The following is a 14,164-nucleotide window of genomic DNA, read 5'->3' on the forward strand; positions in this document are numbered from 1 at the left end:
ATTGGGGAAGCTTTTAGGGACGGCCACGTCGTTTCGCAGCAGCAGGAGAGACGTCAATCTACCCGCCCGATCCTACCCTAAAGCTGATAGCGATCGCGCCCTGCCCTTTCGGACGGGTGGCTTTTGGCAGATTTTTCGCGGCAGCGATATGGCAAATCGCAGCTCTGCTAAAATGTGGAGTTTTTTTCAAAAGCATATACAAACCGAACAGAGGTGACGCCGCTTGCGTTCGATAGCGGCACGAGCATCGGTCGCGCATGGCGATCGCTGCACTGCGGACCGGGGATTGTATTGAAGTCCATCCATCAGAGCATTTACGACGACATCGAAACCAAGATCATGGACGGCACCTGGCAGCCGGGCCAGCGCATCCCGTTCGAACACGAGCTGGAACGGGAGTACGGTTGCTCGCGGATGACCGTCAACAAGGCGCTTACGGCACTTGCCGACCGCGGCATGATCCTGCGCAAGCGCCGCGCCGGCTCCTTCGTCGCACCGCCGCAGATCGACCGGACCGTCATGGAAATCCAGGATATCGGCGCGGATGCCCGGACTGCCGGGCACGACTACACATTTCGGATCCTGTCCAGCAAGATCGAGCGCCTTGGCCCGTCGGAGGCCCTGAAACTCTGCGAGGAGGCCGGCAAGGAACTGTTGCGCCTCACCTGCCTTCACATCGTTGATCACAAGCCGCATGCTATCGAGCATCGGGTCATCATGCTGGACACTGTGCCGCGCGCGCGCTTCGAAACCTTCGAGACCAAACCGCCCGGCAGCTGGCTGCTTGAACAGGTCCCATGGTCGGAGGCCCGGCACGTCATCCGGGCAGTTGCGGCCGACAGCAGCACGGCAAAAACCCTCGATATGCAGAAGGGAGAGCCCTGCCTCGTGCTGTCCCGCCAGACCTGGCAGAGCGGCCGCACCGTGACGTTTGCTGAAATCATTCATCCCGGCGACCGCTATCAGTTCGCAGGTGTCTTCCGCCCCTTGAGTGCAACGGCGTGAGCACCGTACAATCTTATAGACATTAGCCGATGAACAGAACCATGGGGTCAGCATGACCGTCCTTCGTCTCAGCGACTACAAGCGGATGCCCTGGAAAAACGGCGGCGGGGAAACGCTGGAAATCGCGGTCTTTGCATCGGCTGTGCCGAACGCCGATTTCGACTGGCGGATCAGCATGGCAACCGTCGCCTCCGACGGTCCTTTCTCACGCTTTCCGGCGATAGACCGCATCCTCACGGTTATCCACGGCGATGCCATTGAGCTTGCGGTCGAGGGCCGCGCGCCGGCGATGCTCGACCAAAACACCGCGCCCTATGGTTTTCCGGGCGACACTGTGACCTCCGGGCGCCTGCGGGATGGCCCGATCGCCGATCTGAATGTGATGGCGAGACGCGGTATTGCTCATTCTGTCAAAAGGATCGAGGCCTCCGACCTGCCGCAATCGGAAGCAATGTCCCAGACCTCGTTTCTGTTTGCGCTGGCGCCGATGGCATTCCGCATAGGTTCGCAAGAGATCGCGCTGCTGCAACACGACACAGTGGATCTCTCGGGCGCAAGGATGACGGATATTGTCGTCGAGACATCCGGTAAAGGCCTGCTCATCGCCATAGGCTAGGGGAATTCGAGCGCATCAGATGCCGCTCTCTTTGATCGCCTGCATCACCACGAAGGTCGATGTACTCGCGACATGCGGCAGACTTGAAATCTTCTCGCCGAGCACCTGCCGGTATTTCCTGACGTCCGATGTACGGACCTTCAGCAGATAGTCGAACTGGCCGGCAATCATATGGCACTCCTCGACTTCCTTGATCTTCGCGACCCGGCTGTTGAATTCCTCCAGCGCCTTCTCGCGCGTATCGGACAGCTTCACCTCGGCGAAGGCGATGTGATCGAGGCCGAGTTTTTGCGGATCGAGCCTGGCATGGAAGCCAAGAATATAGCCGTCTTCCATCAGCCGTTTCAGTCGCACTTGGCAGGGTGTTTTGGAAAGACCTACCCTTTTCGACAGGTCCGTAATGGTCATCCGCCCGTCTTCGACAAGCGCATCCATGATTTTTCGGTCGAAATGATCAATTTCACCACCACTGGTCTCATTAGGCATCGATTTCACCATAAAATTACAAATAATCAGAGAAACTGCAATATCGTGGGCGACTATAAGGGCAGATCGACTTCGGCCACAATGCTATAAACGATTCACGTGAAATCACGCATTTGGCAGGGATGACCGCGATGCAGACAGCCGTTCCCGAGAAGACCGTCGAAACCGCTGGCAGCATGCCGATATTCGCGGATTTCGCCCCACCCATTTCTCCACCCACACCCCTGCGCCGGGCGATTACAGCGGCCTATCGCATTCCGGAAATGGAATGTGTACCGCGACTGGTGGAAGCGGCAACTCTGCCCGAAGATATCCGCACTACCGCTAGACAGACCGCTACTAAGCTGATCGTCGCCCTGCGCGCCAAGCATAAAGGCTCCGGCGTCGAGGGCCTGGTGCATGAATATTCGCTCTCCAGCCAGGAGGGCGTGGCTCTCATGTGCCTTGCCGAGGCGCTGCTGCGTATTCCGGATACTGCCACGCGTGACGCACTGATCCGCGACAAGATCGCCAATGGCGACTGGCGCTCGCACATCGGCGGTGGTCGCTCGCTCTTCGTCAATGCCGCCACCTGGGGCCTCGTCGTCACCGGCAAGCTGACGTCCACCGTCAACGATCCCGGCCTGTCTGCGGCGCTGACGCGGCTGATCGCCCGGGCCGGCGAACCGGTTATCCGCCGCGGCGTCGACATGGCCATGCGGATGATGGGCGAGCAGTTCGTCACCGGCGAAACCATCGACGAGGCGCTGCGCCGCTCGCGTGCGCTGGAAGCCAGAGGTTTCGGCTATTCCTACGACATGCTGGGAGAAGCCGCGACGACGGCAGCCGATGCGAAACGCTATTTTGCCGACTACGAGAATGCCATCCATGCCATCGGCAAGGCATCCGCCGGCCGCGGCATTTATAGCGGCCCGGGCATCTCCATAAAGCTGTCAGCCCTGCACCCGCGCTATTCGCGCGCCCAGAGCACTCGCGTCATGACCGAACTGCTGCCGGCCGTCAAAAAGCTCGCTCTCATTGCAAAAGGCTACGATATCGGCCTCAACATTGACGCGGAGGAGGCCGATCGCCTCGAACTGTCGCTCGACCTGCTCGAAGCCCTGCGCCTCGATCCCGATCTATCCGGCTGGAACGGCATGGGCTTCGTCGTCCAGGCCTATGGCAAACGCTGCCCCGCTGTGCTCGATTTCATCATCGATCTCGCAGAGCGGGCCAAGCACCGCATCATGGTTCGTCTCGTCAAGGGTGCCTACTGGGATGCCGAAATCAAGCGCGCGCAGGTCGACGGTCTTGCTGATTTCCCGGTCTATACCCGCAAGATCTACACAGACGTCTCCTATATCGCCTGCGCGAAAAAGCTGCTGGCATCGAAAGACTGCGTGTTTCCACAGTTCGCTACCCATAATGCCCAGACACTGGCAACGATCCACGCCATGGCCGGATCCGCCTTCAAGGTCGGCGACTATGAGTTCCAGTGCCTGCATGGCATGGGAGAGCCGCTCTATGACGAGGTCGTCGGCAGCAGCAATCTCGACCGGCCGTGCCGCATCTACGCTCCTGTCGGCACTCATGAAACACTGCTCGCCTACCTCGTCCGGCGGCTGCTCGAAAACGGCGCCAATTCCTCCTTCGTCAACCGAATCGCCGATCCGGCCATTTCCATCGACGAACTGACGGCCGATCCCGTCGAAATCGTCCGCGCAATGCCAACAGTCGGCGCCCGTCATGAGCAGATCAAGCGCCCTGCCGATCTCTACGGCGAACGTCGCAACTCCGCCGGGCTCGATCTCTCAGACGAAACCACGTTGTCCGAATTGTCGAGCGTGCTGCGCGAAGGCACGAAAGTCGAATGGACCGCAGTTCCGCCGCGCGACAACGGCAATCCCGCTTTGCCGGTCCGCAACCCCGCCGACATCAACGACATCGTCGGCACCGTCACAGAGGCGACCGACGCGGACGTAAAGCAGGCCGTCGCTCTCTCCACTGCCGCCACCGCATCCTGGAGCGCCACGCCAACGGCCGAACGTGCCGCGTGCCTGTTACGCGCCGCCGACCTGCTGCAGCAGCGGATGCCGGACCTTTTGGGACTGATCATGCGCGAGGCCGGCAAATCCCTGCCGAACGCCATCGGTGAAGTGCGGGAAGCGATCGATTTCCTGCGGTATTACGCCGAGCAGGCCAACCGCACCCTTGGCCTTGCGCACCACGCGCTGGGCCCCATTGTCTGCATCAGCCCGTGGAATTTTCCATTGGCGATTTTTGCCGGTCAGATTGCAGCGGCCCTGGTGGGGGGTAATCCGGTGCTGGCAAAGCCTGCCGAAGAGACGCCGCTCATTGCCGCCGAAGCGGTGCGTATCCTGCATCAGGCAGGCATTCCGGCAGATGCCCTGCAATTGCTGCCCGGCGATGGCAGGGTCGGTGCCGCATTGGTTGGAGACGACGCTATTGCCGGCGTCATGTTCACCGGCTCGACGGATGTCGCCCGGCTGATCCAGGCTGAGCTCGCAAACCGCCTCTCGGAGAATGGCAAGCCAATTCCTTTTATCGCCGAAACAGGCGGTCAGAACGCCATGATCGTCGACAGTTCGGCCCTTGCCGAACAGGTGGTCGCCGACGTCATCGCTTCAGCCTTCGACAGCGCCGGCCAGCGCTGCTCGGCGTTGCGCGTCCTCTGCCTGCAGGATGAGGTGGCTGACCGCGTGCTCGACATGCTGAAAGGCGCCCTCAACGAACTCGTCATCGGCCGCACCGACAGCCTGGCTGTCGACATCGGTCCGGTGATCACGGCCGAAGCAAAAAGCAATATCGAAAAGCATATCGACGCCATGCGCGACATCGGCGCCAACGTCGAGCAGCTCGCCCTGACAGCAGAAACCGCAAACGGCACGTTCGTTCCGCCGACGATCATCCAACTCCGCCAGTTGTCGGACCTGAAGCAGGAGGTCTTCGGCCCCGTACTGCACGTGCTGCGCTATCGGCGCGACGATCTCGACCGGCTGATCGACGATATCAACGCCACAGGCTACGGCCTGACTTTTGGCCTGCACACGCGACTGGACGAAACCATCGCCCATGTGACAAGCCGCGTCAAAGCTGGCAATCTCTATGTCAACCGCAACATCATCGGCGCTGTCGTCGGCGTGCAGCCGTTTGGCGGCAGAGGGCTATCCGGCACCGGCCCCAAGGCCGGCGGTCCGCTCTATCTCGGCCGCTTGGTCTCGACACCTCCAGTGCCCCCGCAGCACAGCTCTGTCCACACCGATCCGGCGCTGCTCGATTTCGCCAAATGGCTGGATGGAAAAGACGCCAAGGCGATCGGCAGCGCTGCCCGCGAGAGCGGCCTTTGGTCCGCGCTCGGCCTGATATCGGAACTTGCCGGCCCGGTTGGCGAGCGTAACCTCTACGCCCTGCACCCGCGCGGAACGATCCTGCTGATGCCGGAGACGGCGGATGGGCTCTATGGGCAGCTATCCGCTGTGCTCGCCACCGGTAACAACGCCATCATCGACGCATCGACCGGGTTGGAAGCAGCACTGGAGGGCTTGCCAGCCAGCGTTTCGTCCAGGTTTTCCTTCAGTCCGAACTGGACAGCATCGGGGCCGTTTGCAGGTGCGCTGATCGAAGGCGAGGCTGAGCGTATCCGGGCTACCAATACCGCGATCGCCCAGCTGCCGGGGCCGCTGATCATTGTCCAGGCCGCATCGAGCCTGGAGCTGTCAGACAAACCCGACAGCTATTGCCTGCACTGGCTGCTGGAAGAGGTCTCGACCAGCATCAACACGACAGCCGCCGGCGGCAATGCCAGCCTGATGTCGATCGGCTAACCGGCCGCACGCCGATTTGAAAAGTGGCCGCTCGAGGCGGCCACCGATGTCTGGCTTGCAGGATAGGCCGGAATTACTCCGGCGCCTTCTGGGTCTGCATGCACTCGGTCAGGCCCATGAATGCCTTCTCGACACCTTCGAGCGGAAACTCGACGCTGCTGGCATTGGCCTTGACCGCGAGCGTCTTGCCCGTCGTCAACGCCGTGACGGCCTCGGTCGTGTTCGGCACGTCAATGGTGGCGGTGGCGTCGGTATCGGCGGTCGAGGAGAAATCCGTCGGAGCCCCGCCATCCACAGACCACGTACCTTTCACCGCATCGCCTTTGGCAATGGTGAACTTGGGCGAATTGGCAAACAGCACGACCTTGTCGCCGACGGCGAGAAGCCCAACTCCGGCATCTATGTTCTGCGCCAGGCAGCCGGTGAAACTATCGCCGTCCTTCAACGGCATGACCGCAAAATCAGCGGCATCGGTAGCACCGGAAAGCAACAGGGCGGCGAGCGCCATGCTGGAGAATTTGAACCTGTTCACGGATGTTTCCTTTGTGGGAGAGGTTTGGGAGTTCGGCACGACAAGTCATCCACGAGGCAAGACAGCCTGTGCGGATGAAAATTGGACAGCGATGGCTACCCGCTGCAGGCTTAGTGATTATCCCGCGGAATTCCCTTCGTCTGGGCGATACGCTGGTAGTTGACCGCCGGCTCGAGCACCGCGCCGGTTTCCAGCTGACCGACATAGGCGCGCTGTATTTCCTGCCACGGCGTCTGGCTGTCGGGATAGGCATAGCCCCCGGCGGCCTCGAGCGCCCGGCGCCTTGATGCCAGTTCCTCATCATCGACAAGGATATTGGCCGATCCCTTGTTGAGATCGATACGCACGATGTCACCGGTGCGCAGCAGGGCCAGCGTACCGCCGGCTGCGGCTTCCGGTGAGGCATTGAGGATCGACGGCGAGCCTGACGTGCCGGACTGGCGTCCATCACCGATGCAGGGCAATGAGTTGATACCCTGCTTCAGCAGATAATCGGGCGCCCGCATGTTGACGACCTCGGCGGCGCCGGGATAGCCGATGGGACCGGCACCGCGCATGAACAGGATGCTCTTGAGGTCGATCGCGAGCGCCGGATCGTCGATCCGCGCATGATAATCCTCAGGCCCGTCGAAGACGATCGCCCGGCCGGTAAACGCATCCGGATCTTCGGGATTGGAGAGATAGTGCGCTCGGAATTCCGGCGAGATGACGCTGGTTTTCATGATCGCCGATGAGAACAGATTGCCTCGCAACACCCGGAAACCGGCTCGCTCCTTCAAGGGACGCTCGAACGGGCGGATGACCTTTTCGTCTTCTGTCCTGGAGTTCGAATAGTTCTCGCCGACAGTGCGGCCATTCACGGTCATCGCATGGGTGTCGAGCAGGCCGTGCTTGATAAGCTCGCCCATCACGGCCGGCACGCCGCCGGCGTGATAATAATCCTCGCCCAGATATTCGCCGGCCGGCTGCAGGTTGACCAGCAGGGGAACATCCTCGCCGTGGGTCTGCCAGTCGTCGATATCGAGCGCGACGCCGATATGCCGGGCGAGCGCGTTCAGATGGATCGGCGCATTGGTCGAGCCGCCGATGGCAGAATTCACCTTGATCGCATTGACGAAGGCTTCACGGGTGAGGATATCCGACGGTTTCAAGTCTTCGCGAACCATCTCAACGATCCTGAGGCCCGTCTCGTAGGAGATCTCCTGGCGATCGCGGTAGGGGGCCGGGATCGCGGCTGCACCGGGCAACTGCATGCCTAGCGCTTCGGCCAGCGAATTCATCGTCGTCGCCGTGCCCATGGTGTTGCAATAGCCGGTCGACGGCGCCGAGGAAGCAACGAGCTTCAGGAACCCCTTCTGGTCGATTTCACCCTTGGCCAGAAGCTCGCGTGCCTTCCAGATGATGGTGCCGGAGCCCGTGCGCTCGCCGCGAAACCAGCCGTTCAGCATCGGGCCGACGGAGAGCGCGATGGCCGGAATATTGACCGTGGCCGCCGCCATCAGACAGGCCGGCGTCGTCTTGTCGCAACCGATTGTCAGCACCACGCCGTCCAGCGGGTAGCCATAGAGCACTTCGACGAGCCCGAGATAGGACAGGTTGCGATCAAGTCCGGCCGTCGGCCGCTTGCCGGTCTCCTGGATCGGATGGACCGGAAATTCGATGGCGATGCCGCCGGCGTCGCGGATGCCCTCGCGGACGCGCTTGGCGAGCTCCAGATGGTGGCGGTTGCAGGGCGACAGGTCCGAGCCAGTCTGCGCGATACCGATAATCGGCCGCCCCGACTGCAGCTCGTCGAGGCTGAGGCCGAAGTTCATGTAGCGCTCGAGATAGAGGGCCGTCATGTCCGGATTTTGCGGATTGTCGAACCAGGCGCGCGAGCGCAGCGGCACGTCGTCCGGCAACGGGGTCGGAACGGAACGGGGTGTTTTCTTGTCCATTGACGGTATCCACGATTGGCGATGAATCAACCACCAGATTACTGGATCGTGGTGGATTGTATAAGCCAATTCGTATGGCTATGCGGAGTGCAGATCGCCGATTGCACCAATCTTGAGCCACCCGCTTTCGTGAACGACATCGGGGCGTTGACCGGCCGCAAACGGCACCGCCCGTCGGGCAAGCGGTGCCGTCGCCGGTCTCTCTATCAGGCCACGGGGGACGGTGCGCCCTGCAATTGGTCGACCGCTGCAATCACGCCTCGAAGCTCCGCCAGCCCCTTCAGCCGTCCGATGCAGGAATAGCCCGGATTGACGATTTTCTCCTGGTCGTCGATCAGCAGATGCCCATGGTCGGGACGCATCGGAATGACGCAGTCGCTGCGCCCGGTGGCCAGGCGCCGACGCTCCTCGCCGCGCAGCACGGAAATCAGCGACACCATGTTGACGTCGCCGCCGAGATGTTCGGATTCGACGAAGGACCCGTCTGCTTCCTTGCTGACGTTTCGCAAGTGGGCGAAATGAATATGCTCGGCGAAACGGGATGCGAGGCCGACCACATCGTTGCCGGCGCGCGAGCCGTAGGAGCCGGCGCATAGCGTGATGCCGTTGGCGGGTTCATCGACGGCATCGAGAAGGGTCTGGATATCCTCGGCCTGTGAGACAACGCGCGGCAGGCCGAACAGTGAAAACGGCGGATCGTCGGGATGGATCGCCAGCCTGACGCCATTTTCTGCCGCGACCGGCACGACCTCGCGCAGGAACTCGACCAGATTGGCGCGCATGTCATCCGAGGAAAGGTCGTCATAGGAAGCAATCTGGCCGCGAATGGTTTCGCGGGTGTGGCTGTCCTCTCCACCCGGCAGGCCGGCAATGATGTTCTTCTCGAGCGTCAGGATGTCAGTATCCGTCATCGCCTCATGACGGAGGCGGGCAGCCTCGATGATATCGACCGCATAGCTGTCTTCTGCCCCGCGCCGCTTCAGCACAAACAGGTCATAAGCGGCAAAATCCACCATGTCGAAGCGTAGCGCAAAGCCTCCCGCCTCGGTCGGAAAGAGCAGGTTCGTGCGCGTCCAGTCAACGACCGGCATGAAATTGTAGCAGACGACGGGAACGCCACCTTTGCCGAGATTGGCGAGGCTCTCTTTCCAGGCATCGACATAACGCCGCCAGTTCTGATTGCGCAGCTTGATAGCGGAGTTGACCGGAATGGATTCGCAGACCGACCAGACCATCCCGGCCTTTTTCACCAGCGCCATCCGCTCCGCGATATCGTCCGGCGTCCAGACGCGACCGTCATAGATGTGATGTAACGCCGTCACGACGCCATGTGCGCCCGCCTGCCGTGCGTGAGATAGGGTCACGGGATCTTCCGGCCCGAACCAGCGCCAACTTTCCAGCATGTCATCCTCCATGTAATGTTGGGCAATTAAAGCAAGAATATTTCAAATGACAAGTCGAGATCGCATATTGCGCCTTTAAGCCCAACATAATAATCTTGTTAACGGCGAGGAGTGAGGGACAAGGATGGAGGACGGCAGCAGGGCTTCGGCCGTCGACGACGTGGTCCGCCAGATCCGCGAGATGATCCGCGAGCGCGGCATGGGCGTCGGCGACATCTTGCCGGGAGAAGCGGAACTGGCCGTGCAGTTCGCCTCCAGCCGCAATACCGTGCGCGAAGCATTCCGGACGCTAAAAGCCTATGGCGTCGCCGAATCGCGACAAAAGATCGGCGCCGTTCTCACCGACCAGCATCAGCACGCCATGCAGCGGCTGTTCGCATTCGCGATGGATGTGTCGGTCGATGCCTTTCGCGATATCCAGGGCTATCGCCGGCTGACCGAGATGAACCTGTTCGACCCGCTCATGCAACGCCTGACGCCCGGAATGCTGGATGAAATGGACGCGCTCAACCAGACCATCCTTACATCCGAAAACGCCGAGCAGGCCTCCGAGCGCGATTTCCAGTTTCACACCCTGTTGGTCGATGCCGCCGGCAACCGCACGCTGTCGGAAACCTACGGCATGTTGCGGCCGGTCATCCAGCGCCTGATGATGGCCGGCAAATCGCAGCGGCTGACGCTGGAAGCCGTCGTCGGCGAGCATGCGGACATTGTTGCCGCCCTGCGCCATCGCAACCGTATCGCCTTTTCCTACCATATGGACCGACATCTCGACGCCGGTCTTCAATTCATTCCCGAGGCGCCGCGAGCGACGCCGCACGCCAATCGCAGCATGCCGCGTAAAGGACGCCGATAATGCCAGAGTTTAGTAACAAGGTAGCGCTCGTCACAGGAACCACCGGCATTGGCCGCGCCGTGGCCCTGCATCTCGCCCGCGAGGGGGCAGCGGTCGCAGCCGTCGGGATCGACGCGGCGGCAAATATCGAGCTGCAAGGCTTGGCAGACGCCGAACAGCTGTCGCTTATCGTCCTCACCGCAGATGCCTCTATCCCAGAGATGGTAGGCACCGCCGTGACGGAAACCGTATCCCGCTTCGGCGGCCTCGATATCATCGTCAACGCGGCAGCCGTTCACCCCTATGGCGATGCGACGGAGACATCCTTCGAGACCTTCATGCGCTGCATGGCGGTGAATGTCGGCTCGATCCACCTCACCGCGCAGTTTGGCGTGCCGGAGATGCGCAAACGCGGCGGCGGGGCGATTGTAAACCTGTCCAGCGTCCAGGGTCACGCCTGCCAGCAAGGCGTCTCCGCCTATGTGGCGTCCAAGGGTGCAATCCACGCGATGACGCGCGCCATGGCACTGGATTTTGCCGCTGACCGGATCCGCGTTGTCTCGATCAGTCCGGGGTCGGTGCGCACGCCCATCCTCGAACTCGCAGCCCGGACGTTCGGCGGGCCGGATGTCGATATAGACGATGCGTTCCGTCGCTTCGGCGAAGCCCATCCGCTCGGTCGTATCGGCGAACCGGAAGAGGTGGCGGCCTTGGCGGCCTTCCTTGCCTCCGACAAGGCGGCGTTCATCACCGGCTCCGACCACCGCATCGACGGCGGCCTGACCGCCGGCATCGGCGTCAAGTAATCATCAGGCAGGCGGAGACACACTATGACAGCATCGATGAAACGCAGCGAAATCAACAGGATCATCCGCGATGCCGAGGCGTTCATGCGCTCGTTCGGGTACATCCTGCCGCCCTTTGCAAAGTGGTCGCCAAGCGAGATGCAGGCGCGCAAGGCCGAGATCGGCAATATCGTCGATGCGAACCTCGGTTGGGATATCACCGACTTCGGGCTTGGGGATTTCTCCAGATCCGGTCTCTTCCTGTTCACCGCCCGCAATGGCAGGTTTGCGGATCTGCAGAAGGGACGCGGGATGCTCTACGCCGAGAAGGCGATGATTTCCCGCAACGGCCAGGTGACACCGAGCCACACCCATGTGCTGAAGGCCGAGGACATTATCAATCGCGGTGGCGGCACCCTGGTGATCGAACTGTTCGGCGATACCGACGGGCACTGCGACCGCACCAAGGGCACGCAGGTTTTCTGCGATGGCCTGTTACGGACGCTTGCCGCCGGCGAAAAGCTAAGGCTTGCGCCCGGCGAGAGCGTGACGCTGATGCCTGGTGACTGGCATGCCTTCTGGGCTGAAGACGGTGATGTCTTCTTCGCCGAAGTCTCGACTGTCAACGACGATGCCACGGATAACATCTTCGATGATCCCGCCGTGTCGCGCTTTTCCGGCATAGAAGAGGACGAGGCGCCGCTGCATCTGCTCGTTTCCGACTATGCGACATGGCTACGCTAACGGCGAAATTGATTTGTAGGATGGCAAAGGCTATCGATCGTTGAAATCGCAAGCTCAACCATGGAGGCGCTACATGTCCGAGAATTTACAAAACTGGCAGCCACGCCCGCGTCCGGAGCGCAAGATCCTCCAGGGCCGCTATGTCCGCCTGGAGCCCCTCAATGCCGCGAAGCATGGCGATGGCCTGTACGAGGCCTCAGCGGTATCAGACATCGACAGCCGGTTTGCATGGTTGCCGGATTATCCTCCGGAAAACCGGGCGGCCTTCCAGCCATGGCTCGACAATGCCGAAACAAGCAATGATCCACTCTTTTTCACATTGATCGACGAGGTAAGCGGCAAAGTCGCCGGGCGCCAGGCCTTGATGCGGATCGAACCGGCACCCGGAGTGATCGAGATCGGCAATATCTACTGGGGCCCGCTCGTCTCCCGCAAGCCGGCAGCCACCGAGGCGTTCTTCCTGTTTGCCAGCTATATCTTCGACGCGCTCGGCTACCGCCGCTACGAGTGGAAGTGCAACAACCGCAACGACCCCTCAAAGCGCGCCGCCGAGCGATTTGGCTTTCAGTTCGAGGGCATTTTTCGCCAGCATCTGGTGGTGAAGGGCGAGAACCGCGACACGGCCTGGTATTCAATCATCGATAAGGAATGGCCGGCATTGCGCAAGGCCTACATAGCCTGGCTCGACCCAGATAATTTCGACGCGGCTGGAAAACAAAAACGCCAGCTCGAGGAGTTTCGAGCCGGCTGATTATCAGCGCGGATCGCGCCTCGCTGGAAGAGCCATCGCTACAGCGGGAGTGATGCCCCGCGACCGATTCCGCTCTGCGAGACGCTTGGTCTCCAGATGGTCGGCATAATAAAACTGTACGACGATGCCGAACACGACGAACAGCGGGCCGACGACATGGTCGTTGTTGGTAACATAAAGCAGCACCTGACCAGTCATCGCCAGGATCGTGCCGGCCGCAAAGATGTTCAGCGAGTGGCGGCCAAGCACGGTCAAAGGATTGTCTGAAGACAAACGCAGCCAGCGCGAGATGGCGGGGATGTTGATCACCAGATAAGCCAAGGCCAGCACATGCAGCAGTCGCGGCAGCGACAGGAATGTCTTGTCGAAGCCGATGATGACCGGCGGCAGTCCTGTTGAGGCCAGGAACTCGCCCAAAACCCAGAGCTTGAAGGTCACCCAGACGAAGGACAGCGCGACATAGCCGGCGGCGAGGCCAAACAGCGCCGGATGCTGCGGCAGCTTTCCGCCGCGACGAACGTGCATCATGCAGACAACGCCGATGACGAACAGGAACTGCCAGGACAGCGGATTAAGGAACCAGAAGCCTGGAAGCAGGAAGTTGTGAGGCGCGATCTGGTAGACGCCGGCTGCCATCCAGACGGTTGCCGAAATCAGCAACAACAGCTTCGGGCTGAGCGCCTCGAGCCAGAGGATCGCAGGCACCATCAACAGCAATGCGCCGTACATGGGCAGGATGTTGTTATATCCGATCTGGTGACCCAGCAGCAGAAGCGATGGAATACCTGCCGTGAGGTTGGTCAGTACAGGCAGGATGTTGATCTCGCACAGAAGGCCGGGGCGGCTGAACAGCCAGGCTCCGGTGATGAACAGGCCAATGGTCATGAACGTTGTGATCATGTGGGCCATGTACAGCGTTCCAGCCCGCCTAATAGCCTTGTAGGAAGCCGCCAGCCTGTTGCCCACGACGAAGCGCCCGCCGTAGGCAAGCGCTATAGAGATACCCGAAATCAGAACAAAAGCCTCAGCCGAATCAGAGAAACCAAAATTCTTGGTCGTCAGATTTTCGAAGATCTGTCCTGGTACATGATTGATGAAGATTGCGATCAACGCCAGCGCTCGCAGCACGTCGAGTCTGGTATCGCGCCCTCCGGCACCCGCTTGTGGGCCTGTTTTTCCCGTCGACAACGGATTTGTCCTGAGATTGGGAGCCATCAGGTTCTCTCCTGTTCGGGCTTGAAACGCG

General features: G+C 60.9%; 12 protein-coding genes. 7 read left to right on the forward strand and 5 right to left on the reverse strand.

Annotated features, from left to right (window positions below; translation table 11 throughout):
* The first annotated feature begins 291 nt into the window (after window positions 1-291).
* Both J5274_RS02915 and J5274_RS02920 read left to right on the forward strand, forming a co-directional pair.
* Window positions 292-1,005, forward strand: coding sequence for a UTRA domain-containing protein (locus J5274_RS02915; protein ID WP_142824587.1), 714 nt, complete (start codon window positions 292-294; stop codon window positions 1,003-1,005).
* 52 nt (window positions 1,006-1,057) lie between these two features.
* Window positions 1,058-1,621 carry a HutD family protein gene (locus J5274_RS02920; protein ID WP_142824586.1) on the forward strand — a complete coding sequence of 188 codons (564 nt, stop codon included), beginning with the start codon at window positions 1,058-1,060 and terminating at the stop codon, window positions 1,619-1,621.
* A gap of 15 nt (window positions 1,622-1,636) precedes the next feature.
* On the opposite strand, the gene J5274_RS02925 is transcribed toward J5274_RS02920, so the two are convergent.
* Window positions 1,637-2,107 (reverse strand): Lrp/AsnC family transcriptional regulator, encoded by a 471-nt coding sequence (locus J5274_RS02925; RefSeq protein WP_142824585.1) that lies wholly within the window; start codon window positions 2,105-2,107, stop codon window positions 1,637-1,639.
* A gap of 131 nt (window positions 2,108-2,238) precedes the next feature.
* On the opposite strand from J5274_RS02925, the gene putA reads away from it, so the two are divergent.
* Complete coding sequence (gene putA, locus J5274_RS02930) at window positions 2,239-5,931, forward strand: trifunctional transcriptional regulator/proline dehydrogenase/L-glutamate gamma-semialdehyde dehydrogenase (RefSeq protein ID WP_244615199.1); 3,693 nt, start codon at window positions 2,239-2,241, stop codon at window positions 5,929-5,931.
* Between the two features lie 73 nt (window positions 5,932-6,004).
* Here the strand turns inward: putA and J5274_RS02935 are convergent, their stop codons facing one another.
* The 3 genes from J5274_RS02935 to uxuA form a co-directional block, all read right to left on the reverse strand.
* On the reverse strand, window positions 6,005-6,463 hold the full coding sequence (locus J5274_RS02935; RefSeq protein WP_142824583.1) for a hypothetical protein: 459 nt from the start codon (window positions 6,461-6,463) through the stop codon (window positions 6,005-6,007).
* 110 nt (window positions 6,464-6,573) lie between these two features.
* A complete protein-coding gene (locus J5274_RS02940; RefSeq protein ID WP_209185350.1) occupies window positions 6,574-8,400 on the reverse strand; it encodes an IlvD/Edd family dehydratase in 1,827 nt (608 codons plus the stop codon).
* Between the two features lie 206 nt (window positions 8,401-8,606).
* A complete protein-coding gene (gene uxuA, locus J5274_RS02945) occupies window positions 8,607-9,803 on the reverse strand; it encodes a mannonate dehydratase (RefSeq protein WP_142824581.1) in 1,197 nt (398 codons plus the stop codon).
* Between the two features lie 124 nt (window positions 9,804-9,927).
* Between uxuA and J5274_RS02950 the strand changes: the two genes are divergently transcribed.
* The 4 genes from J5274_RS02950 to J5274_RS02965 all read left to right on the forward strand — a co-directional run bounded on the left by J5274_RS02950 (window position 9,928) and on the right by J5274_RS02965 (window position 12,918).
* Window positions 9,928-10,659, forward strand: coding sequence for a FadR/GntR family transcriptional regulator (locus J5274_RS02950; protein WP_142824580.1), 732 nt, complete (start codon window positions 9,928-9,930; stop codon window positions 10,657-10,659).
* Window positions 10,659-11,444 carry an SDR family NAD(P)-dependent oxidoreductase gene (locus tag J5274_RS02955; RefSeq protein ID WP_142828765.1) on the forward strand — a complete coding sequence of 262 codons (786 nt, stop codon included), beginning with the start codon at window positions 10,659-10,661 and terminating at the stop codon, window positions 11,442-11,444. Before J5274_RS02950 ends, J5274_RS02955 begins: the two co-directional genes overlap by 1 nt.
* Window positions 11,445-11,480: 36 nt before the next feature.
* A complete protein-coding gene (locus tag J5274_RS02960) occupies window positions 11,481-12,167 on the forward strand; it encodes a D-lyxose/D-mannose family sugar isomerase (RefSeq protein WP_142824853.1) in 687 nt (228 codons plus the stop codon).
* 73 nt (window positions 12,168-12,240) lie between these two features.
* Entirely contained in the window at window positions 12,241-12,918 is a 678-nt protein-coding gene (locus tag J5274_RS02965) for a GNAT family N-acetyltransferase (RefSeq protein ID WP_142824578.1), read from the forward strand.
* A 3-nt stretch (window positions 12,919-12,921) separates the two neighbouring features.
* Here the strand turns inward: J5274_RS02965 and J5274_RS02970 are convergent, their stop codons facing one another.
* The gene (locus tag J5274_RS02970) at window positions 12,922-14,133 is read right to left on the reverse strand and encodes an OpgC family protein (protein ID WP_142824577.1); all 1,212 of its coding nucleotides are present in this window, start codon (window positions 14,131-14,133) and stop codon (window positions 12,922-12,924) included.
* Window positions 14,134-14,164 lie beyond the last annotated feature (31 nt).

The organism is Rhizobium sp. L51/94 (genome assembly GCF_019355555.1).
GTDB lineage: Bacteria > Pseudomonadota > Alphaproteobacteria > Rhizobiales > Rhizobiaceae > Rhizobium > Rhizobium rhododendri.